Source organism: Corynebacterium tapiri, assembly GCF_006334925.1.
Classification (GTDB): Bacteria; Actinomycetota; Actinomycetes; order Mycobacteriales; family Mycobacteriaceae; genus Corynebacterium; species Corynebacterium tapiri.
In genome coordinates this window covers 62,283-84,452 of sequence record NZ_VDHJ01000009.1, presented here as the reverse complement: position 1 = coordinate 84,452, position 22,170 = coordinate 62,283, and the positions used below count along the sequence as shown (strand labels likewise).

General features: G+C 63.2%; 20 protein-coding genes and 1 tRNA gene. 8 read left to right on the top strand and 13 right to left on the bottom strand.

Annotation, left to right across the window (positions count from 1 at the left end):
• Window positions 1–330: 330 nt before the first annotated feature.
• Both FHE74_RS07455 and FHE74_RS07450 read right to left on the bottom strand, forming a co-directional pair.
• Complete coding sequence (locus FHE74_RS07455; protein ID WP_139465876.1) at window positions 331–543, bottom strand: hypothetical protein; 213 nt, start codon at window positions 541–543, stop codon at window positions 331–333.
• A gap of 94 nt (window positions 544–637) precedes the next feature.
• Complete coding sequence (locus FHE74_RS07450; protein ID WP_139465875.1) at window positions 638–1,612, bottom strand: hypothetical protein; 975 nt, start codon at window positions 1,610–1,612, stop codon at window positions 638–640.
• Window positions 1,613–1,837: 225 nt separating this feature from the next.
• Here FHE74_RS07450 and FHE74_RS07445 point away from each other — a divergent pair, with 225 nt between their 5' ends.
• From FHE74_RS07445 to FHE74_RS07425, 5 genes are all read left to right on the top strand, one after another.
• On the top strand, window positions 1,838–2,845 hold the full coding sequence (locus FHE74_RS07445) for a methylenetetrahydrofolate reductase (RefSeq protein WP_139465874.1): 1,008 nt from the start codon (window positions 1,838–1,840) through the stop codon (window positions 2,843–2,845).
• Window positions 2,846–2,919: 74 nt separating this feature from the next.
• Complete coding sequence (metE, locus tag FHE74_RS07440) at window positions 2,920–5,181, top strand: 5-methyltetrahydropteroyltriglutamate--homocysteine S-methyltransferase (RefSeq protein WP_139465873.1); 2,262 nt, start codon at window positions 2,920–2,922, stop codon at window positions 5,179–5,181.
• A gap of 80 nt (window positions 5,182–5,261) precedes the next feature.
• Entirely contained in the window at window positions 5,262–6,614 is a 1,353-nt protein-coding gene (locus FHE74_RS07435) for a glycosyltransferase family 87 protein (RefSeq protein ID WP_139465872.1), read from the top strand.
• Window positions 6,611–7,132, top strand: coding sequence for a peptidylprolyl isomerase (locus tag FHE74_RS07430; RefSeq protein WP_139465871.1), 522 nt, complete (start codon window positions 6,611–6,613; stop codon window positions 7,130–7,132). The genes FHE74_RS07435 and FHE74_RS07430 overlap by 4 nt, the downstream gene beginning before the upstream one ends.
• 113 nt (window positions 7,133–7,245) lie before the next feature.
• Window positions 7,246–7,908 carry a rhomboid family intramembrane serine protease gene (locus tag FHE74_RS07425; RefSeq protein WP_246049225.1) on the top strand — a complete coding sequence of 221 codons (663 nt, stop codon included), beginning with the start codon at window positions 7,246–7,248 and terminating at the stop codon, window positions 7,906–7,908.
• A gap of 338 nt (window positions 7,909–8,246) precedes the next feature.
• Here FHE74_RS07425 and crgA read toward each other — a convergent pair whose 3' ends face one another.
• Genes crgA through FHE74_RS07385 form a run of 8 tightly spaced genes read right to left on the bottom strand, consistent with a single transcriptional unit; the run spans window position 8,247 to window position 17,791 of the window.
• Window positions 8,247–8,513 carry a cell division protein CrgA gene (crgA, locus tag FHE74_RS07420; protein WP_139465870.1) on the bottom strand — a complete coding sequence of 89 codons (267 nt, stop codon included), beginning with the start codon at window positions 8,511–8,513 and terminating at the stop codon, window positions 8,247–8,249.
• Window positions 8,514–8,572: 59 nt separating this feature from the next.
• A complete protein-coding gene (gene pknB, locus FHE74_RS07415) occupies window positions 8,573–10,612 on the bottom strand; it encodes a Stk1 family PASTA domain-containing Ser/Thr kinase (protein WP_139465869.1) in 2,040 nt (679 codons plus the stop codon).
• Window positions 10,613–12,124, bottom strand: coding sequence for a serine/threonine-protein kinase (locus tag FHE74_RS07410; protein WP_139465868.1), 1,512 nt, complete (start codon window positions 12,122–12,124; stop codon window positions 10,613–10,615).
• Entirely contained in the window at window positions 12,124–13,557 is a 1,434-nt protein-coding gene (locus FHE74_RS07405; RefSeq protein WP_139465867.1) for a penicillin-binding transpeptidase domain-containing protein, read from the bottom strand. The genes FHE74_RS07410 and FHE74_RS07405 overlap by 1 nt, the downstream gene beginning before the upstream one ends.
• Window positions 13,554–15,005, bottom strand: a complete 1,452-nt coding sequence (locus FHE74_RS07400) for an FtsW/RodA/SpoVE family cell cycle protein (protein ID WP_139465866.1) — start codon at window positions 15,003–15,005, stop codon at window positions 13,554–13,556. The genes FHE74_RS07405 and FHE74_RS07400 overlap by 4 nt, the downstream gene beginning before the upstream one ends.
• Window positions 15,006–15,011: 6 nt before the next feature.
• A complete protein-coding gene (locus tag FHE74_RS07395; protein ID WP_139465865.1) occupies window positions 15,012–16,382 on the bottom strand; it encodes a PP2C family protein-serine/threonine phosphatase in 1,371 nt (456 codons plus the stop codon).
• Entirely contained in the window at window positions 16,379–16,861 is a 483-nt protein-coding gene (locus tag FHE74_RS07390) for an FHA domain-containing protein FhaB/FipA (protein ID WP_139465864.1), read from the bottom strand. Before FHE74_RS07390 ends, FHE74_RS07395 begins: the two co-directional genes overlap by 4 nt.
• Window positions 16,862–16,900: 39 nt before the next feature.
• Window positions 16,901–17,791 carry an FHA domain-containing protein gene (locus FHE74_RS07385; protein ID WP_139465863.1) on the bottom strand — a complete coding sequence of 297 codons (891 nt, stop codon included), beginning with the start codon at window positions 17,789–17,791 and terminating at the stop codon, window positions 16,901–16,903.
• 182 nt (window positions 17,792–17,973) lie between these two features.
• Between FHE74_RS07385 and FHE74_RS07380 the strand changes: the two genes are divergently transcribed.
• From FHE74_RS07380 to FHE74_RS07370, 3 genes are all read left to right on the top strand, one after another.
• Window positions 17,974–18,057 (top strand) — tRNA-Leu (locus tag FHE74_RS07380).
• Between the two features lie 96 nt (window positions 18,058–18,153).
• Window positions 18,154–18,498 (top strand): hypothetical protein, encoded by a 345-nt coding sequence (locus tag FHE74_RS07375; protein ID WP_139465862.1) that lies wholly within the window; start codon window positions 18,154–18,156, stop codon window positions 18,496–18,498.
• A 3-nt stretch (window positions 18,499–18,501) separates the two neighbouring features.
• Window positions 18,502–19,404 carry a hypothetical protein gene (locus FHE74_RS07370; RefSeq protein ID WP_139465861.1) on the top strand — a complete coding sequence of 301 codons (903 nt, stop codon included), beginning with the start codon at window positions 18,502–18,504 and terminating at the stop codon, window positions 19,402–19,404.
• Here the strand turns inward: FHE74_RS07370 and FHE74_RS07365 are convergent.
• From FHE74_RS07365 to FHE74_RS07355, 3 genes are read right to left on the bottom strand one after another with little or no spacing between them, the layout of a single operon-like run.
• A complete protein-coding gene (locus FHE74_RS07365) occupies window positions 19,325–20,089 on the bottom strand; it encodes an ABC transporter ATP-binding protein (RefSeq protein ID WP_139465860.1) in 765 nt (254 codons plus the stop codon). The genes FHE74_RS07370 and FHE74_RS07365 overlap by 80 nt on opposite strands.
• The gene (locus FHE74_RS07360; RefSeq protein WP_425456335.1) at window positions 20,082–20,885 is read right to left on the bottom strand and encodes an ABC transporter permease; all 804 of its coding nucleotides are present in this window, start codon (window positions 20,883–20,885) and stop codon (window positions 20,082–20,084) included. Before FHE74_RS07360 ends, FHE74_RS07365 begins: the two co-directional genes overlap by 8 nt.
• Window positions 20,882–22,006 (bottom strand): ABC transporter substrate-binding protein, encoded by a 1,125-nt coding sequence (locus FHE74_RS07355; protein WP_139465859.1) that lies wholly within the window; start codon window positions 22,004–22,006, stop codon window positions 20,882–20,884. The genes FHE74_RS07360 and FHE74_RS07355 overlap by 4 nt, the downstream gene beginning before the upstream one ends.
• Window positions 22,007–22,170 lie beyond the last annotated feature (164 nt).

Sequence of the window (22,170 nt, the reverse complement as noted above, 5' to 3'; positions counted from 1 at the left end):
GGTCGGGGGTTGAGGTGCAATCTGGCCCGAGCGTAGCTCGCGGGTGTTGACGGTGGTGGGTTAGAATCCGGCTCGACTGATTGTGGCAACTTTGTCGTACACCCGGGCCCGAAACTACGGTCGTCCGTACTGCATTGTTGCCAAACCACGCCTCGGTGGGTCTAGTCACTGGCACTGCTGGATACGGAGCTGCAAGTGGAAAGCATAAGTGAGCAGGTCAGACCCCCGGACGACATCAATAGACGACCTGCGCGGTAAAACCCGAGGTAGAGCCGTCGATCGACCGATTGAGTGTAGACCAGGACCACAACCCCGGTTAACCGCCGAAACCTAGTCGACGACGGCAGAATCCTCGATGCGCTGCACATCCACGTCCTTGATCTCCGCACCGGTGAAAGTGATTTCCCGATCATTGAGGTCGGTAGCGGTGACTGACCCATCGGAATCGACTGCCGTCTTGATCTGCTCCAGCAGCTCGTCGTTGTGCTTGAAGTACAGGGTCTCACCTACACCGAGGTTGACCACGATGGCGTTCATGCGCATTTCTTATTCCTCCAAAAAGACAAAAACGGTTGGCTACCAGGGAATCTAGTAGCCAACCGCGGTACTCGCAGGGCGAGTGAGAAGAAGCTCTGGGTTACTTGGAGCCGTCTCCGTACTTGGCGTCGAACTCACGCTGGGCCTTGGCGGCCTCCTCGCGCAGAGCCTCGGCTGCGTCGTCCGCACCGGTGGAGGCCTCGGCGACGGCGTCCTCGGAGCGACGGTGGGCTTCAAGCTGCTCGTCGATGGAACCCAGCAGTTCCTCATCGCGCTCGGCCGGGTCCTCGGCGAGCTCACCGGCCGGACGCGGAGTATCCTTCCGGGTCTCCTTCGGAGTGTCCTGGGAGTCGTTCTTCGCGGAATCGTCCTCGGTGGTGGAGGAGTAGACCAGCGTGGCGGACTTCTCGCCGGAGTGCTCCTCAACGCGCGGGGGAGTAGCGTCTGCCTCTTCGGCGGCGGGCTTGCGCAGGAGGAACCAGTAAATAGCACCGGCGATGGCTGCTAGCAGGCTGATCAGGCCAAACGTCTTGCCGGCTCCGAAGGAGGAGCGGGAGCGACGCTGGGCGCGCTTCTTGGCGGTAGCGGCCTGCTTGCGCACCTTCTTCTCGGCGCGCGCACGTGCCTTGTTGGCGGCCTTTTCCACGCGAGCCGAACGCTTCTTTGCCTTAGCGCGCAGCGGCTTGAGCTTCTTCACGGCCTTCTTGCGCTTCTCGTCCACATCTTCGGCCAGCAGGTTCAAGCGACGCTTGGCCTTGTCCAGGTCGAAGGAGTCGGCAGCCTCGGAGTCGTGACGCAGCTGGTCACGAGCGTTCTCCAGGCGCACGCGCACACCCTGGACAATCGGGCCGGCGGCGGCGCGGCGGGTGATGCGTGCCTCGGCCTCTTCCGGATCGCGCTCGGCACGATCCTTCGCATCCAGTGCGCGGAGGTAATCGCGAAGATCGGCGGTGTTGGCCGAAGACTCACGCAACTGGTCGTAGACGGTGCGCTGATTCTTCAGCTTGTTTTCCTTCATTGCGGAACGGATCTGGGAGGCGATGCTCAGACCCTGTTTGATCAGCATGGGATTCATAAGTTCCCACTCTAGTAAGCCCAGCGCACCCACGGCGGACAACTAATTTTATTCACTGCATGCATCGGCAAACGTACAGCTCACAGACATTTTCAAGGTACTACCAGACGAATGCGCTTCCACGCCCGACGTGGCCCGTCCTAGGTTTAGTCACCAACGCAGAGCCCTGCATCACAATTCCAGTACACACATCACGATTTCTTAGAAACGGATGGTTGAGGCCCAATGTGCGCATACGCACCGGCCGCTGGAAGGATCTCGGCCTCTGCGCCTGTGAATTCCTTCGAGCAGGCTACCCCCGAACACCACGCATGGGATCGCATCGCGCTGTCCTTTGAGGTTATTCCTCCCCGCTATGGGGTAGAGGCGGACGTCGCCAAGCTCGACGCTCTTCTGGCAGAAGTCGAGGCCTACCGGCCTGACTACATCGCCGTCACCAGCTCCCAGCGCTCGGGCTGGCTGGAGGGAACCACCGCCCTGATTCGCTACATCACCGAGACCACGCGACTGCGCCCGCTGGCCCACGTGGCCTGCACGACGGGCCCGGCCACCGAGATGGTGCGCGGCATCAACGAACTGGTCGACGCTGGCGTGCGCGGCATCCTCGCCCTGCGCGGAGACCTGCCGGTCGGCGAAACGTCGCTCCCGGCGGGTTACCTGCAGCATGCGACGGATCTTATCCGGGTGATTCGGGACGTCGAGAAGCGTCAAGCCGCGCGCTTTGCCGCCGGCTCCGTAGCCGTGGGCGTGGCCTGCTACCCCTCGGGGCACGCGGAAAGTCGCAGCGAGGACGAGGATTTCGACGTCCTGCTGGCCAAGCAGCGCCTGGGTGCGGATTTTGCCATCACCCAGCTGTTTTTCGAGGCAGAGGACTACTTGAACTTTGTGCGTAAGGCGCGCCTGGCGGGCGTGACCATTCCGCTCATTCCGGGCATCATGCCCATGACGTCGGTCTCTCGGCTGATGCGCATGGGCAAGCTGGCCGGAGTGAAGGTTCCGGAGCACATCATTGAGGAGCTGTCCGTAGCCGCTAAGTTCGGCCCCGATGTCGAACTCGAGACCGGTCTGGAGCTGAGCTCGCGTTTGGCGCGTGAGGTTCTGGCCGGAGGGGCAGGCGGACTGCACGTGTACACCCACAATGATGCGGTGGTCACCAAGGAGTTACTCGAACGCTCCGGGGTGAGACCATCGCGGCCCATCGAGGCGCCGAGCCCGTTCCGCCACTCGGCCTAAGAGCACACCACTTGCTTGCACCGGGAGCCCCCGCGAAAAGCGACACGATTCCAACAGTTAATTAAGGACTCCCCATGACTTCTTTTCCTGCTGTAACCATTGAGGGCTACCCCCGCATTGGCCCGAACCGTGAGCTCAAAAAGGCCCTCGAGGCCTACTGGGCGGGTCGCATCGACGAGCAGGCCTTCACCACGGCCACCCACGCCCTGCGCGTGGACACCTACGCTCGCCTGACTGACGCCGGACTCAACGAGGACTACGCCATCCCCGCAGACGTGGCTTACTACGACCAGGTCCTGCAGACCGCGCTGACCGTCGGCGTGGTGCGCGCCAACACCCTCGACGAGGAGTTCGCCCTCTGCCGCGGTAACGCCAACGAGGCTCCGCTGGAGATGACCAAGTGGTTTGACACCAACTACCACTACCTCGTGCCGGAGGTGGGCACCGAGGCCTTCACCCCGGATACTGAGCGCGTGCTCTCCATTGTGCGCGAGGCCCGCGAGGCTGGCTTCACGGTGCGCCCGGTCCTGGTCGGCCCCGTGACCCTGCTGGCTCTGGCCAAGGCCGCCGAGGGCGCAGGAGAGCCGCTCGAGCGTCTCGACGATCTGGTCACCGCCTATGCCGAGGTCCTCACCGCGCTGGCCGAAGACGGAGTGGATTGGGTCCAGCTGGTCGAGCCCGCGCTGGTTGCTGACCTGGGCCCGGGCGATGAGCGCCTGGCCGAGCTGGCCCGCGAGGCTCACACCCGCTTGCTCGAGCCGGCGGTGGGCGAGCAGCGCCCGAACGTGCTGATCACCACCCCGTACGGATCCCTGCGCGCCGGGCTGCAAGCTCTGGCAGATGCGGCTCCCGAGGCCCTGCACGTGGACCTGGCCCCGGCAACCCTGGCCGCCGATCCGGACTACCCCGAGCGCGTGGCTGCCGCCGTGGGCGAGGGAACCCACCTGGTTGCTGGTGTGATCGACGGCCGCAACGTGTGGGCCGCTAACCTCGCCGAGCGCGCAGAGGTCATCGGCCGCCTGGGTGAGCGCGAGGTCAGCATCTCCACCTCCGTGAGCCTGCAGCACGTGCCGCACACCCTGGACGCCGAGCCGGACCTGCCGGTGGACGTGGCCGGCTGGCTGGCCTTCGCCGACGAGAAGATCGCCGAGGTCGTTGCCCTGCACACCAAGGACGAGGCTGCCTTCGCACGTTCTGAGCGGGCAATTCGCACCCGTGCAGAGTCCGAGCGGACCCGCCGTACCGACGTGCAGGAGCGCACCGCCGCGTTGGGAACTGGCCAGGTGGCACGCCAGCCGGAGTTTGAGGGGCGTCGACAAGCACAGTCCTCCCTGGGACTGCCGCAGCTGCCCACCACGACCATCGGCTCCTTCCCGCAGACCACGGAGATCCGCACCGCGCGCGCGAAGCACCGTGCCGGCGAACTCACCGATGAGCAGTATGTCGAGGCACTGCGTCGCGAGATCGCGGATGTGATCAAGCTGCAGGAAGACCTGGGCGTGGACGTGCTGGTGCACGGTGAGGCCGAGCGCAATGACATGGTGCAGTACTTCGCCGAGCTTCTCGACGGCTTCGTGGCCACCCAGAACGGCTGGGTCCAGTCTTACGGCTCGCGCTGCACCCGTCCGCCGATCGTGGTGGGCGACGTCTCCCGCCCGGAGGCCATGACGGTGGAGTGGTCAGCCTACGCACAGTCGCTGACCGACAAGCCGGTCAAGGGCATGCTGACCGGCCCGGTGACCATTCTGGCGTGGTCGTTTACCCGCGACGACGTCGATCTTGCGGTCTCCGCCGATCAGATTGCGCTGGCGCTTGCCGACGAAGTCCGCGACCTGGAAGCCGCCGGGATCAACATCATTCAGATCGACGAGCCGGCCCTGCGCGAGTTGCTCCCGCTGCGCGAGGATGCCCGCCCGGCCTACCTGGATTGGTCCATTCGCTCCTTCCGCCTGGTGGCGCTGGATGCGAAGCCGGAGACGCAGATCCACACGCACCTTTGCTACTCCGAGTTCGGCCAGATCATCGACGCCGTGGCCGCTCTGGACGCGGACGTGACCTCCATCGAGGCCGCCCGCTCGCGCATGGAGCTCCTGGTGGATCTGAATGACAACTTCCACTCCGAGATCGGCCCGGGCATCTGGGACATCCACTCTCCGCGTGTGCCGAGTGTGGAGGAGCTGACCGGACTCATCGAGGCCGCCCTCGAGCACGTTCCCGCCGAGCGCCTGTGGATCAACCCGGACTGCGGTCTGAAGACCCGCGGTTACGAGGAGACCAAGGCGTCTTTGGGCAACCTCGTTGAGGCGCGCACGAAGGTGCTTGCCGCTCGCTCCTAGCAAGCATTCGATGGGCCCCGGAACGCTGTGGCGTCCCGGGGTTTTCCCGGCTTTAGCGTAGGGTTTGTCCAGTGAGCAGCATGGAAACACACCCTCGTATGGATAGCCTGAGCAGGCGTTCTCCTCGTAGACGCCGCGGTACCTTCCCCGGTTCTGTGATCGGCTGGGAGGGTGGCGTTTGGGCCGTCATCTTCGGGTTGGTCACCACCGTGTTGTGGAAGGATCGCCTGTTTGCCAACGACTGGCTCTCGCTTTGGGTAGCCGGAAAGATGGTGCGCGGAGGAGACACCGCGCACCTTTATGACTCCATCCCGGAGAACTTCTCCGCCATCGGGGGAGACGTCTGGCCACGCTATGTGGCGGACATTCTGGAACAGGAACACCTCGTTGACCTCACGGGGCACCCCTTCGTACACAGCCCGCTGGTGGCCTATGCGATTTCGCCGCTGACCACCATCATGAGCTACACCACAAGTACGCTGCTGCTCACGTTTGCCAGCGCTGTTGCTTTGGTGGTGCTTATTGCCTCCAGCTATTACCTCTGGTTCAAGCGACCCATGCCGTTTAAGTACCTGGCCCCGGCCAGCCTGGTGCTCTCCGTGTCCGAGCCGGCGCAGTTCATCTTCATTTATGGACAAACATCGTTGCTGATCTACGGCGGAGCCCTTTTCGCCCTGGCTGCTTCCAAGCGCTATCCGGTGTGGGCTGGGTTGACTCTGGCGGTGGTCGCGCTGGTTAAGCTGACCCCCGTTTCGCTGATTGTGTTGCTGGCGTTGTTCAAGGGGCGTCGAAAAGCGGCAATAGTGGCAGCGGTGGGCACCGTTGCGGGCGTCATTGCGGCATTTGTCCTGGGTGGTCCCGCGCTCTTTGCCGCGTGGGTGGACAACCTCAAGCGCATCTCCAGCGTGGGCTTGGTTAATCCCAATAACCTGTCCTTCGACTCGATCTTTATGGCCGACCGGCAAACCGATTACCTCACCGGCGTACTCACCATCGTGGACCCGCCGGCAATTTATGGCATTGCACAGTTCGCCTTGGTAGCGGCGGTTGCCCTGGTCGTGGTTGGGCTCGCTGTGTGGCGGCGCCACGGGGCCTTTGAGCTGTTGGCCACCGGTGCGGTGGTGCTGAGCTCGCTGTATTCCTCCATTGTGTGGACGCACTACTTTGTCATGGTCGTGGCCATCATCGCCGGCATCGCCGCCATGCGCTGCCACGAATACCTCAAGATCGGACTGCCCGTTCTTATTGCCCCACTGTACTTCCGGCCCTTCACCGGGTTTATTGACCCCATCCAGCCCGGCGTGTTGGTGGGCACCTACGTTCTGCTCGCAGCCCTGCTGGTGCTCTACGCCCTGGGCCGCTACCCGGGCCGCGAGGCGAATGAGCATGTCACTGATAAGGCGCGCGCAGGCGCGTATGATGGTGCGCCATGAGCAACAAAACTCAGACCGCAACGCTGAAGACCAACCACGGTGACATCGTCATCGATCTGTTTGGCAACCACGCCCCGGTGACCGTCGACAACTTCGTCGGCCTGGCCCAGGGCACCAAGGAGTACTCCGCACAGAACGCCAAGGGCGAGAGCACCGGCCCGTTCTACGACGGAGCGATCTTCCACCGCATTATCGACGGCTTCATGATCCAGGGCGGCGACCCGACCGGCACCGGCCGTGGTGGCCCGGGTTACCAGTTCCAGGATGAATTCCACCCGGAGCTCACCTTCGATCGCCCGTACCTGCTGGCCATGGCTAACGCCGGCCCGGGTACCAACGGTTCCCAGTTCTTCATCACTGTGGCGCCGACCCCGCACCTGAACAACCACCACACCATCTTCGGTGAGGTCACCGACGAGGCATCCCAGGCCGTTGTGGACAAGATTGCCAAGGTCCGCACTGGTCGCATGGATCGCCCGGTCGAGGACGTGAAGATCGAGTCCATCGAGATCGCTTAAGCGTCGCTTTTCGACGACGTCCCTCTTCCACACCCGTGGGAGGGGGACGTTTTTGCGCCTGAGGCCAGGCGAATTTTCCTGCTGCCTGCTGCGCGTTTTGGTTAGCTGGGGGCGTGAACATCGACGCATTCATTAAGATCCGCCAGGCCCCGGTGACCTTTGCCATCACCATGGTGTGCCTTGTGGTGTTCCTCGTTACCATCGGGCAATCCTCATCTGACGCCATTAATAGTCCGTTGGGCCAGCAGTTGATGCTGTGGGGGCCTGTTGCGGCCGGGCAACCGTGGGGCTGGACCCGCACTATTACCAGCGGGTTCCTTCATCTCAGTGCAGGGCATCTGATTGCGAACATGTTCATGCTGGCGTTGCTGGGCCGCGAGGTAGAACGCGACCTGGGCTGGCTGAGCTATGTGCTGGTTTATCTCGCAGGTCTGCTCGGCGCCTCCACGCTGGTGCTCCTGTTTAACCCGAACACGCCCACCGCCGGGGCCAGCGGAGCGGTCTATGCCGTTATGGCCGTGTTGGTGGGGGTGAGCGCACGGAGAGGTGCAGACCTGCGCGCTCCAATCGTGCTGGTGTTAGCCAACTTGGCGTACTCAGTCATCGTTCCCGGCATCAGTTTGATGGGGCATCTCGGGGGATTCCTGGTCGGGGCCGTTGCAGCCTGGCCGGTGACGTCACCGGAGCCTCGTCGACGCGTGCGGGCAGCGGTGATCATTGCGTTGTTAACCGCGGTCGCAGCGGGCTGGGCGGTCCATGTGAATAACACCCTGTAGTTGTCCACGGCGGCTTGTGGAATCTTGTTATCCCCAAGAGTTATCCACACTGTGGATAACCACATTCTTGTAATTCCCCGAACGTGTGAGTGAATGCAATCTGGTTTCCTGGGATTTTCGGGAATTACTCGAACACATCTCCTGGGTGGGGAAGTAGTGCACAGGTTTATCCACAGGCTGGGGAATTGTGGGAATCATGCACAGAAGAGAGATTCTTCCACACCCTGTGGATAAGTCTGTGGGATTTGTACACAAGGTGGGCATAACAAAACCGCGCCGCCGTTCAACACGGTGACGCGGCTAAGGGCCTGAACTAGGGAAAATTCCCAGGTAAAGAGCTATTTCCACCCCATGGTCATCAGCAGACCTGCGAGGAAGAAGCCAAAGCCAATGGCGTAGTTCCAGGGGCCGAGATCCACCATGAAGGGGATGTGGCTAGAGGCCAGGTAGAACACGATCAGCCAGGCCAGGCCGATGAGCATCAGGCCGAACATGATGATCTTGTACCACAGCGGTGTGCCCCCCGAATTGATTCGGACCGGGGTGCGGCTGACCGAGGTCGAGGACTGGGCGGTAGACGAGTGTGTCACCTTCGCCTTGGGCATCGCGGTCTCCTTTTAGATGGTGTGTACGGGAAGCGGATTCGCGCTAACTCTAGCAGGCCCTAGCGACCCGGCTTAGGTGCTAGCGCACCGAGGTCAAAGACCCACGGGTTGTAGGTAATGGTGGCGTCCTTGCGGATCGTCTGACCTGCAGCGGGCTGGCTTCCTCCGATCAGGCCGTTATCGATCAGCGACGGCGTGGCCACTGCATCACCGGCACGCAGCGAGCTTTGATCCCCCTTCCAACCGGCCTGGCGCAGCTTGCTTACTGCCTGCTCAGGCGTGGAGCGGGAGATATCCGGCATGGTCATGAGCATGCCATTGGATACGCGCACGATGATTTCCGAGCCCACAGGAGCTTGGTCACCTGCCCCACCCACAGCCAGGACGCGGTCCTTCTCCTCGGTGGAATCCACGTATTCCGGCGAGGGGCGGAAACCGAGCGAGGACAGTGTGGCCTGCGCCTCCTGCCAGGACATGTTGTCCAGGGAGGGGATGCGCGCGGTCTGCGGACCACTGGAGACGGTTACGGACACCTCGGTGCCCTTAGCGATGCGCGAGCCCTTTGGCGGGTTCTGGCCGGTGATCGAGCCTGCGGGAATGGAGTCAGAATGCTCCTCCTCCACCCGGCTGGATAGGCGCAGTCCGGCCTCCTCCAGAGCCTTGCCGGCATCCTGCGGGGACAAGCCGGTCAGATCCGGAACATCCGTGAGCTCCTTGCCGGTGGACACCACCAGGCGGATGGTGGCGCCCTTGGGCATCGAGGAACCGGCAGAGGGATTCGTGGAGATTGCCTGGCCGGCGGCAATGTCCGGGCTCGGGGCATCCTCACGCTCGACGGTCAGCCCCAGGGCCTCTAGTTGGCGCTCGGCATCATTCGCGGGCTTGCGGGCCACATCCGGCACGGTCACCGACGCTTGCTGTGGCTGGGCCTGCTTATCCGGGGAGGTGGAGGGGTTGGTAAAGAAGTCCCAGGCAAAGAGCCCTCCAGCCAGCAAGACCACCCCAGCCAGCACGGCGGCGAGGATCTTGACCACTCGGTTGTCTTCTTCCACCTTGCGCCTCTTGCCGCCCGAGGAGCGCGGCGCAGGGTTGCTCTCCGGGTAGGGCGCCGGTGCAGCAGCGGCCGGCCCGGCGGCCATGGTCGCGGCGGTTGCTGCGCTTCCACTGGCTACCGCCGGAGCGGTCATGGTTGCAGGGTGCGAGGTGGAATGCGTGGTTGGGTGGACATGGGAGCGCGCAGCCTGGGTGACGGCACCGCGCCCCAGCCGGGCAAGGTCCTCACCCAACTCGGCCGCGGACTGGTATCGATCCGCCGGATGCTTGGCCATGGCCGTCAGCGTCACGGCGTCAATGTTCACAGCCTCCGTTGGGGAGAGATCGGAGGTGTTCATGCGAGACGACGGGGCCTCAGCGTCCTCCTGCACATGCTGATACGCCACTGCGAACGGGGTCTCGCCCTCAAACGGGACGCGTCCCGTCAACACCTCATAGAGCACGCAGCCCAGGGCATAGACGTCGGAACGCGCATCGGCGTTCTTGCCGCGGGCCTGTTCGGGGGAAAGGTATTGCGCGGTGCCGATGACTGCGGACGTCTGGGTCATCGCCGAGGTGGAGTCATCCAAGGCTCGCGCGATGCCGAAGTCCATGACTTTCACCGCGCCGGTGGGGGTGACCATGATGTTGGCCGGCTTGATGTCGCGGTGAATGATGCCGGCATCGTGGCTGGCCTGCAGCGCGTGACACACCGGTTCCAGCAGGCGGGCGGCGTCTTGGTAGTGCAGGGGGCCGTCGTTACGCACGATGTCACGAACGGTTCGCCCCTGAATGAGCTCCATGACGATGAACGGCACGGAGACGTCGCTGACCAGGGTCTCGCCGGTGTCGAACACCGAGACAATGTTGGGGTGGTTCAGGCGCGCGGAGTTTTGCGCTTCTCGACGAAAGCGCTCACGGAAGCCCTGATCCCGAGCCATATCGAGCTTGAGCATCTTGATGGCCACGGTGCGACCAAGCAGCGTGTCCTCCGCGGCATACACATTCGACATGCCGCCGGAGCCGATGGTCTCAGCGAGGCGATAACGGTCAGCGATCAATGACATTTAGTTTCCTCCCGGCGCAGTGCCAGCACCGTTGAGCAGGGACTCGAAGGCGGCAGCCGGATCGTCGGCACCCTGGTTGCCCTGACCCGTGCCCGTGTTTCCACCCGCGCCATTGCCGCTGTTGCCACCACCGTTGCTGTGCGACGGTCGCTGCCCGCCCGGTTGTGCGGGGGCAAAGGGCGTGTCGGTCGTCGGCTCCGGGGTGTAAGTCTGGCGAGGCGTGGAGTACTCCTGGGTCGGAGTCGGGGTCACCGTGGTGGTCACGGGTTCCGGCGTACTCGTCGTGGACTCCTCGGTCGGTGTGACCCATTCAGTAACCACGGTGGGTTGCTGAGTGGTCGTCGGCTGCGGGTCGGTGATGCGGCTGATCAGCCCCGACTCTGCGGCCAGCCACACCAGGATGCCGGCGGCAGCGGCGGCGATCAGGGCGACCAAGAATCCGGCGCCACACCCAGAAGCAGCCGAACGCTTACGACGAGCAGGTGCTGCAGGAGCGACTGCGGGCTGCGGAACCTGGGCAGGCCGTGCCGGCATCGGCTGGCGCTGCGGGGCTGCCGGAGAGATCGTGGTCGGCTGGGTTGCCTGGGCCAACAGGTGTGTTGATGCCGTTGGCGACGGCTCCTGGGCCACCTGGTTCATCGCGGCCGATGCGGGCTGCGGGGGACGCTGCCCCAAGCGGACCGCGCTGACGGCCAGCGCCAGCTCGTTGCCGTCGGCAAAGCGTGTGCTGGGATCCTTGCGCAGCGCGATGCCAATGAGCTCGCGCGCCTCGGCGCTGATGCTGGTGGGCAGCGGCGGCGGGGCGTTGTTGACGTGCGCCAACGCCACGGACACACCGGAGTCACCGGTAAACGGACGGTGACCGGCCAGCATCTCGTAGCCCACCGCACCGAGGGAGTACACGTCGGTGGCAGCGGTGACCTCTAGGCCCTGCGCCTGCTCCGGAGAGACGTACTGAGCGGTTCCGACCACCATGCCCGTGCGGGTCAGGGGAACCGCGGCGGCTGCCTTGGCGATGCCAAAGTCGGTGATCTTGACCTGACCGTTCTGGGTGATCAGCAGGTTACCGGGCTTGATGTCGCGGTGAATCAGACCCATGCGGTGCGTGATGGAAAGGCCATGAGCGGCCTGTTCCAAAACGTCGAGGGCCACGTCCTCTTCAAGAGAGCCCTCGCGGGCCAACAGATCCGCCAGGGACTCACCCCGGACGTACTCCATAGCGATGAAGCAATTGGTGTAGCCGGAAGGGTCCGGGATCTCGCGGTAGTCGTAGGTGGCCACCACGTTGTCTGACACCACGGACTCAGCGGCAATCGCCTCGTTGCGGAAGCGGTCGAGGAACTCCTCGTTGTTGGAGAACTCGGGCTTGAGGAACTTGATGGCTACCTCGCGCTCGTGGCGCATGTCATCGGCCAGCCACACGGTGGACATGCCGCCGTGCCCGATGATCCACTGCAGGCGGTAGTCGTCACCGATCAGGTTCTGTAGTTGTTCACGAGAGTCCTGGTTCATCAGTTCTCCCTTCGCATCGCCGGGGCTGCGTTGAGCATTGCGCGGCCCAGTGGAGCAGCCACCTGTCCACCGGTTGCGCTCTGGCCGTGGTTTCCGCCGTTCTTAACCACCACGCCGACGGCAACGTCGTTGTTGGGGTCGTAGGCCACGTACCACGTGTGCGGAGCAAGACCATCGCCGTGCTCGGCGGTGCCCGTCTTGGAGGCAAAACGGTTGCCGTCGTAACCGGCGGTGTTGCGCTCGCTGGCGATCATGAGCTGCTCCAGGGTCTTGGCCTGGTCCTCGGTGACTGCCTGGGTGATCTTCTCGGGCTTGGTCGAGCTGACCTCGCTGAGATCGGGCTTGGTAACCCGATCCACGATTGTCGGCTGCATGCGCGAGCCCTTGTTGGCCACGGTTCCGGCCATGATGGCGGCCTGCAGCGCGGTCATGGTCACGTCGCGCTGGCCGATGGAGGATTGACCCAAGGCGGCGGCATCGGGCAGATCACCCAGAGAGCCTGCCGAGGTGGGAATCCCCAAATCGTAGTGCTCACCGATGCCGAAGGCCTTGGCCTTCTTTTCCACTTCGTCCTTGCCCACGTCGATGCCCATCTGGACGAACGCGGTGTTGCAGGAGAACTTGAAGGCCGTCTCCAGCGTGACCTGGTCAGAACCGTTACACGCCTGGCCGGCGTAGTTGGTCAGCTGAGTGTTGGTGTTGGGCAGGGTGATCTCTGATGCACCCGTCAGCGTGGACGAGGGCGAGTAGCCCTTCTGCAGACCCGCAGCCGTGGTGATGATCTTGAAGATCGAGCCCGGGGGGAGTGTTTCCTGCGTCGCCTTGTTGATCAACGGCTGTGCCGGATCATTGGTCAGCTCCGCCCAGGTCTGATCCGAGGTCGCGGGGTTGACCAACTGGTTCGGGTCGAAAGAGGGGCTCGATCCGAGGGCGAGGATCTCGCCTGTCGACGGCCGGATGGCCGCAATGGCGCCCTCGTACCCGTTGTTGCTCAGCTGCTCGTAGGCCAGGGCCTGCATCTGGGGATTCAGGGTGAGCTCGACGTTGTTGCCGTGCTTGTCCTCCTGGGCCAGGATGCGCAGAGCCTTATTAGCGCCGGTGTGGCCGGAAAGGACGTCGTTAAAACCGGCCTCGGCACCGGCGGCGCCGAACTGATTCGACAGATACCCCACGACCGGGCCAAATGAGACTGGCATGGAGGGGTAGGAACGCTCGAAGTTGCCCTCCTCGTTGGCGTTGGACTGAGCCAGCACCTGGCCGCCCGCGGAGATCTGGCCACGCGGAATCTGCTGAGCCTCGATGACACCGCGCGAGTTCAGCGGGTTGTTGGCGTACTTGTCGTCGCTAAAGGCCTGGATGATGGTGATGTTTACCAGCAACACCAGGATGAGCAGGAGCGCAAAGAGGGCACCCCACCTAATGGAGCGATTCATCGGCGTCCTCCTTTCGCTTGGTAGCGATCATGACCAGCCCGGGCAGCGTGTGCCCCACCGTCGAGTGCCGGAATGAATCCGGTCTCCGTCGAGGCCTGCTGACCTTGCGGCGCAGAAATTGGGGTCGGTGCGGCGGCAGCGCGATCCCCTGCCGGCTCCTCCTCCGCAGGACGACGCGCCGCGTGGGAGATGCGCAGCAGGAGGGCGACCAGAATGTAATTGGCCATCAGCGAGGAACCGCCAGCGGACATGAAGGGTGTGGTCAGGCCGGTCATGGGCATCATCGCGGTGATGCCTGCGGTGACCACGAAGACCTGGATGGCAATGGTCAACGAGAGACCCGAGGCGACGAGCTTGCCGTAGGAGTCGCGCACCATGAGTGCGGCGCGGAAACCGCGGGTTACCAGCAGGCCAAAGAGCACCAGCACGGCGGCCAGGCCGATCAGGCCGAGCTCCTCACCCACGGCGGCCAGGATGAAGTCCGAGTGCGCCACGGGGACGAGGTGCGGGTGACCCCCGCCAAGACCGGTTCCCGTGATGCCACCCCAGCTGAGGCCGAACAGCGACTGCGAGAGCTGATAGCCCGTGGACTCAATGTTGCCCACTGGGTCCAGGAAGTTAGTCACGCGGTCCTGAATCTTGCTGGAAACCTGGTACACCGCAGTGCCACCGAGGGCCACCAGGGCCACACCGATGATGAGCCAGGAGACGCGTCCGGTGGCCATGAACACCATGCCGAGCACAGTGGCGAACAGGAGCAGGGCAGGGCCGAAGTCGTTGGAGATTCCCATGATGAGGATGGCAATCGCCCACACCAGCATGATCGGAGCCAGGTCGCGCAAACGCGGGAACTCGAGCCCGAGGAAGCGGTAGCCAGCGACCGTGAACAGCGCACGCTTTTGGGCCAACAGCTGGGCGAAGAACAGCAGGAGGAGGATCTTGGAGAACTCGCCCGGCTGGACCGAGAACGGGCCGATGGTGATCCAGATGCGCGCGTCGGCATTGGCCGCAGACGGCCACACCAGCGGAAGCGCCAGGAATACCAGGCCAACCAGGCCCAACAGATAGGAGAACCGGGTGAGCGAGCGGTGATCGCGCACTACCACCAGGGTGATCACGAAAAGAATGACTGCTACAAGAGTCCACATGATCTGCCGGTTGACCAGGGCGTTGCCGTTGGCGATGTCCAGACGATAGATCATCACCAGGCCAATGGCATTCAGGGTTGCGGCAATCGGCAGGATGAGCTTGTCCGCGTAGGGAGCAAAGAAGCACAGAGCCAGGTGGGCGATGGCAAACACACCAATGAACCCTCCCAGCAGGTAACCCATCTCCGTGGTGATGGCGTTGCCTTGGCTTAGCTCAAAGCTGATGAGCAGGCCACCCAGCACCAGCGTGGTCAGGATGAGGAACGCGAGCTCTGCGCTGCGCGAGAAGAATCGCTTCATGTTTTGTTACACCTCCCGGCAGGTCACGCCAGGCTTGTTCACGTTGGCGGGCTTCTGGTCAACCGTCAGGCATACGGGCAACGCTTGATCAGCAAGGCGCTGCAGCTGCTGATTGACCTCGTCGAAAGAGCCCGAGTCCAGAGCGGTGACGGAGCTGCGGGCAGACTCTGGGACGCTGTTTAAGCCAAAGACTGTGCAGTCTTTCGGTGGCGTTGCGACGTCGAAAAGCCGCAGGTCACCCGCCTCGTTAATGCAGGCCTTTTGCTGAGGATGGTGGAGATCTCGACCAAAAATGGTCAGGTCCGCGCCCTGCTCGATGACGAATTCATCGTGCTCGTCCACCGCGAGGAAGTACGTGTCATCCAGGCGGGACAGGGCCCACCATCCCGCGCCCACGGCGGAGAGGACGAGGACGAGGGCCACGATCAACCCGACCCAGCGGCCTACGTTTGATCTGTCATCCTCGCCGTCGTCGGAGTCGGGGTCCTCGGGTTGGGCGAGACTCGGGGCTTCACGACGCGCCGGGACGCTGCGCAAGGCGGCAGCCCGCCCGGCAGAAGTGTCCGGGTGCGTGGGGTTATCGATGTCTCCCGCCAGCGCTCCCGCGACCAGGGCGGCAGTAGGCAGGTGGCGTCGATCGGTGTCCGTGAGCGTGGACTCGTCGAGTACGTCAGCAACCACGACGGTGACGTTGTCCGGGCCACCAGAACGCAGGGCGAGGTCGACGAGGCGCTGTGCGGCCTCCTGGGGTGTGCCCTCTGCCAGGGTGGCCTCGATGGTCGAGGCGGTTACCGGATCCGAAAGCCCGTCGGAGCACAACAGGAAGCGATCGCCGGGTTGCAGGGCAATGCGGGCTAAACCAGGCTCTACGCGGATGCCGGTGTAGGCCTTGAGGATCAGCGACTTCTTGGGGTGAGAAGACACCTCCTCCGGATCGAGCTTGCCTTCGTCGACAAGCGACTGGACGAAGGTGTCGTCCACGGTCAGCTGGGTGAGCTTGCCGTCGCGCAGACGGTAACCGCGCGAGTCGCCGACGTGGATCATGCCGGCCTCGTCGCCGTTAAACAGCAGGGCAGTCAGCGTGGTGCCCATGCCCTCGGTCTCGGGGTTTTCGCGCACATGCTGCGCAATGCCCCGGTTAGCGGCATCTGCGCTGTGAGCCAGAAGGTCGAGCATGTCGGCGTCAGCCGGGTCGCGGTCCAGCTCCTCGAGGTGCTTGACCATCATCTGGCTGGCGACTTCGCCTGCGGCGTGGCCGCCCATGCCGTCGGCAAGCACCAGAAGATTGGGGCCTGCGTAGGCAGAATCCTCGTTGTTTCCGCGCACCAGTCCGCGATCGGAGGCGGCGGTGAAGTTGAGGCGATAAGTATGCGTCACGGGGCGAGCCTCACAATCGTCGAGCCCATCTTCACGTCGGTTCCCACCTGGACACGTTCAGGCTGGTCGATGCGGTAACCACCGACGTAGGTGCCGTTGCGCGACTCCAGGTCCTCAATGAACCAATCGCCACCGCGCCGGAAGAAGCGCGCGTGACGGGAGGAAGCGTAGTCGTCGCCAAGCTCGAAGTCGCAGGCCTGGCTGCGCCCCACGATGACTTCCTCCAACTGGGAGACGTCCATGTGGGAGCCGGTGAGCGGGCCATCGACGACGGTGAGCAACCGAGCTTTCTCGCGCTTGGCTACGGGAGCCGCTGCCACGGGGGCAGCGGCCGCGGCGTAACCACCGGAACCGCGGTTGCGCCCCACACCGGCTGCGCGGTTAGCGTCTTTGCGCATCGCCAGAACCGCCAGCAGAATGAATGCCCACAACAACACAAGCAGTGCGATGCGAACGATGGTTAGAAGCGCTGCCTCCATGAAAACTCCTTGCTCCCCGGGTGAATACCGAGGGTGTGGCTAGCGGGACTGGGTACCCGTGATGCGGACCTCGATGTGCGAGTGGCCCACGGTGATCACATCGCCATCGGCGAGCAACCAGTTGTCGACCTGAGTGTCGTTGACATTCGTGCCGTTGGTGGACTCCAGGTCAACGAGGACAGCATCGGTTCCGTCCCACGTGATCTCTGCGTGCTGGCGGGATACCCCGGTATCTGGCAGGCGAAGATCAGAGTCATTGCTACGGCCAATGATGTTCGAGCCTTCGTGCACGTGGTACGTCCGCGAAGATCCGTCCTGCAGCAACAGGGTCACGGCCGGGCCGGACTCGCGGGCTGGCTCATCCTGCACTGGGTTGCGGGGAACGGCGCGGTGCGTGACCTCAGTCGGTGCGTAGGCCGAATAACTCTCGTCCATGCTGTCCTCTACTTCATAGTCGGTGCCCCGGACCTGGTCAGGGGCAGGTGTGGTGGGCGAGTCTTGGTGGCCGAGAAGCTCATGGTCAATGGCGTCAAAGCCACTGCCTTCCTCCGGGTGGGCGTCCACAAAAGACGACACCCGCATCTGGCCCGTATGTAGTCCAGACTCCTCGGCTATGCGCACGACCGGCGGGCTGGCGTACTCCCAACCCTGGTTGCGCCCAAAGCGAGCAAGCTGATCTGCAAAGCGCTCCGGCAGCTCACGGTTCTGCGACAGATTCTCCAAGTCCTTGGAAGAAACGCCGACGACGAACACGTTCGGAGCCAAGACTCGGTCGTGGCCATGAGAGGTGAGATTGTCCTGAGCTTCTTGCTTCAGGAGTTCCTCTACCTCTGCCGGCACGACCTTTCCGCCAAAGATGAGGGCGAAGCCATTGTCCAATCCGCGCTGCAGCGAACTGTCGAACCTGGCAAAGCGGTCCAGGAGAGACATCCGCGCCTCCTCTCGGTGGTTTCTCGTATCTGTATCGGTTTTCCTTTAGACGATCGTCGTAAGTATAGAGGCCCTACTGGGCATAGTTGTAGCCGCGCGCGCTGAAAAAGAGCCAAAAGTAGGGTTTCAACTGCGGATTTGTCTCTTAATGGCGCTCTCGTGCTATATTCATCAAGTCGCCCGCCCGGGTGGCGGAATTGGCAGACGCGCTGGCTTCAGGTGCCAGTGTCCGTAAGGACGTGGGGGTTCAAGTCCCCCCCCGGGCACAAAGTAAGTCCCGAGACATCACACACGGTGTCTCGGGACTTTTGTTTTCCCTAGAACACCCGGTGCTTCCAGAGCGAGGCTGTTACCCTACCCGCGTGAGCGAATCCCATGCAGTAAAGCAGGAAGAATCGAAGGACAAAGACCTCTGGGGCCCAACGCTCGCCGCGGCCGCGGCAATTCTAGTGTTTCCTCTCCTTGCCGCGTTCCTCCTAGCCGGGTCAGGCATAGCGGTGCTTGTTGCTTACGGCGTGATCGCAGTCGCACTGGGAATCGTCGATGCGCTGCGCTACCGTCCGAGCACCTCCCATGCGTTCTGGTTCGGAGGCGCAGTATTCCTTGCCTACCTCCTGTACTTCAACGACGGCGCCTGGATCTACGCAATCGGTTTCCCGGCCCTTTACCTCGCAGTCGCGCACGGGATAAAGAAGGTGCGTTCTTAACTTATGGAGACCTGGAAGCATCACCATCCTGAGCTCGGTCTCATCGAGGTCGACTACGGCTTTGCGCGCGAGTTCGTTCAGACCTATCCCGATTGGCCTGAGGAAGAGGCCTCCGCGCTCAAAGAGCTCGGCGCCCCGGACACCGTTGTGCGCCGTGCGACCCTGTCTGCCTATCAATCCCGCCGCCGCCTGCAGATCCGCGTCAACGGTGAGCCTCGATATCGCTATAAGCATCCCACCCGGGGAAATTATCCCATCCCGGACCGGATGGTGAGCAACAAACTCAATTCGGTGCGTGTCGGCGTGGATCGGTCCCGGCCCTTCATTCAGCTTCGGTTCAATGCGTTCAATGAGCTTATCGACGTCTATTTCCGCCGAGGCGAGGAAGTAGCCGAGTTGGATCCTCCCGCTGGGAGCAGGGCAGAGAAGCGTCGAGAAGCGATGGACGCCAACCCGATCAAGCGGGCAATTTATCCAATCCTCGGCGGGATGGGTCGTTCCGGCTGGGCCATCCTGTGGATCTTTTTCTTCCCGTGGCTCATGCGCAAAATCGAGCCCTATTTGCCGGCTTGGAACTTGCCAGACCTCCCGGAGCTACCCCCGGTGCCTAACCTGCCGATTTACCTTCCGGTACCGCAGTGGCCACAGATCTCCTTGCCAGTTCCTTCCTTTAACTTGCCACCGCTTCCACACATTCAGCTCCCGGGCTGGGTGGAGTGGATGATCGAGAACACCAATCTGTGGGTACCGATCGTGGCAGGAATCGTCGTGGGTTTCCTGGCGCTGCGCACCAAGCGCAAGGCTGATCAGCAGAAACGTCAGCGGCTTAATGCTCCTGCTCCAGCAGCTGTAGCAGGTGATGACGCAGCTGATCGGCATGCGACTCATTCTCCGGGGAGAGACTAAAGCGCGGGCGGGGGATGTCCACGCGGAGATCCTCGACCAGATGGGCCTGCGGTCCGTGGGACATCACCAGGATGCGGTCGGCCAACAGCACGGCCTCGTCGACGTCGTGGGTCACCATGAGGACGGTACGGGGGGAGTCGGTATGCGACCAGACCTCGAGTAATAGGGCCTGCAACTGCCGGCGGGTCAGGGCGTCGAGGGCGCCAAAGGGTTCGTCGAGAAGCAAGATCCTCGAGTCCACGGCGAAGGCGCGAGCTAGGCCCACGCGCTGTTGCATGCCGCCGGAGAGTTGCGACGGGCGCCGGTCGGCGGCGTGCTCCAGGCCTACCTTGCGTAGGTATTCCAGCGCACGAGTGCGTCGATCAGCAGCAGAAAGCCGACGGGCAGCGCGTAGGCCAAACTCGATGTTGCCGCGAGCGGTCTTCCACGGCAGCAGGGCGTGGTCCTGGAACACCAAACCGCGCTCAGGATCGGGGCCGGTAATCGTGTTTCCTAGGGCTTGGACCTCACCAGTGGTAGGAAAGTCCAGGCCCGCAATCATGTTGAGCAGCGTGGACTTACCCGATCCGGAGGGACCAAGCAGGCAGACGAACTCGCCCTCCGCGATGTCGATCGAGGTATCGGCGATGACGTGCGTGTCACCGTAGGACTTGGTCACGTGGTCAAAGCTCAAATGCTTAGTCATGGCGGACAACCTTGTGTAGAAGGGCAATGAGGTGATCGAGGAGTAGACCGATGGCGCCGATGAGCACGATCGCCACCACGATGGCGTCGACGTCCAGGCGGTTCCACATGTTCCACACAAAGAACCCGATGCCCTGGCCACCGACCAGCATCTCGGCGGCCACGATGACTAGCCAGGATGTGGAAAGCGAGAGCCGCATGCCGGTGACTATTCCCGGCAGAGCCGCGGGGAAGAGGACGTGGACCAGGCGCTGCCAGCCGGTGGCGCCCAACGTGGCGGCCACGTTGAGGTAGGTCGGGTGGATTCCGCGGACCGCGTCAATGGTGTTGATCAGCGTCGGCCACACCGCCGAGAGCACGATGACAAAGATGGCCGTGTTCTCCGCGTCGCGCAGTACCGCCAGGCCCAAAGGTAGCCAGGCCAGCGGGGAAACCGGGCGCAGAATCTGGACCATGGGATCCACCGCGCGGCGCATGAGTTCAGAGGTGCCCAGCCAAAAGCCGAGTGGGATGGCGATCAGCATGGCGATGCCAAAGCCCACCAGGACGCGCCGCAGGCTGGCCACGATGTGCCAGAAGATACCCACTGAGGCCGGGCCGTCGCGGTAAAAGGGATCAGACAGGATCTCTATTCCTCGAGATAGCGTGCGGGCTGGGGTGGGGGCGATGTCGCTAAGCCACCCCGCGCTGGCGGCAAGTTGCCACAATCCGCAGAGGACGGCAAAGATCACCAGGCCCAGGCCGGCGGCGCGCAGTGTGCGGTGCATGCGGTTGTCCAATCTGTCTCGGGTGGTCATGAGGCCAGGTAACGCGCCGGGTCGAAGACCTGGCCGTTGATAGTGGCGGGGCTGAGTGAGGTATCCGCATCCGCGGGCAACACGCTGCGGGCCGCGGCCCCGATGGCGTGGTCGGAGTTGAGCTGGCCGCCGTCGAGCTCAAAGCGGTGCAGCTGCGCAGCCATCCAGGTGATCGCGGTCGCCGAGGTGGGATCGCCAAAGCGCAGGTAGTCGGGGTCCACGACAGGTTCGTCGGCCCAGTTCACATACTTTCCGGTTAGGGCAGGTTCAATGAGCTTTGGCTTTTGGTTCAGGTACTTTTCCTTGCCCAGCTGCGCGGCCGACTCGCTGGCGTGTGCCGGATCGTTGAGCACTGCCGCCGCTTCTGTCAGCGCAGCGGTGAGCCCCCGAGCCTGCTGCGGGTGTTCGGTGCGGAAGTCCTTGGCCATGGCCACCGAACAACAGGGGTGACCTGCCCACATGTTCTTGGTCAGCTCGAAGATGCGTCCCGCACCGGTGGTGAGGGTGCGCTGGAGAAAGGGTTCGGGCCCGATGAACCCATCGATGGTTCCTACCTCGAGCTGCGCCACCATGTCTGGTGGGCGCAGCAGGCGAAGCTCGACGTCACGCACGGGATCGACCCCGTGGGATGCCAGGTAGTCGCGCAGCAAAAGGGCGTGCACCGAATACTCGAAGGGAATGCCCAAGACCATGCCGCGCAGGTCCTGCACCGATTGCACGTGTGGGTGATGCTGCGCTCCCAAAGTGAGTGCCTGGCCGTTGGTGTTCTGCGTGAACGCGATCTCGGTGGGGCGCGAGGCGTTGGTCAGCGCAGCATCCACGGCAATGGGCATGGGGGAGAGCATGTGAGCCACGGTGAGATCACCCGTGGCGTAGGCCGTCCAGAGGTCGGCCCATCCGGCGAACTTCTTCAGCTGCACCTTCACGCCGTGCTTCTCAAACAATCCGTTTGCATGCGCTAGCACCAACGGTGCAGCGCAAGCGATGGGCACAAAGCCGATGGTGATGGCCTCGCCCTGCGAAGGCTTGGAGGAGCACCCGGCCAACCCGGCAGTGCCCAGAGCACCGGCGAGAACCAGGCCCGAGCGCAGAATGTCGCGCCGGGTAAATGAGCGGGTCATGGGCTCGGGGCTCCTTTAGCAAAACAGACTATGCGGTCTACAGGTGGTGGAGATACAGAGTAGCGCTTCCTGTCGGGCGGGGGAAGATGGGGTGGATTCCCTGCCTCATCTAGAGCAGAGGTGCTGCTAGGAGGGGTGGAATTAGCGGGGTTGAAGGGGCGTCG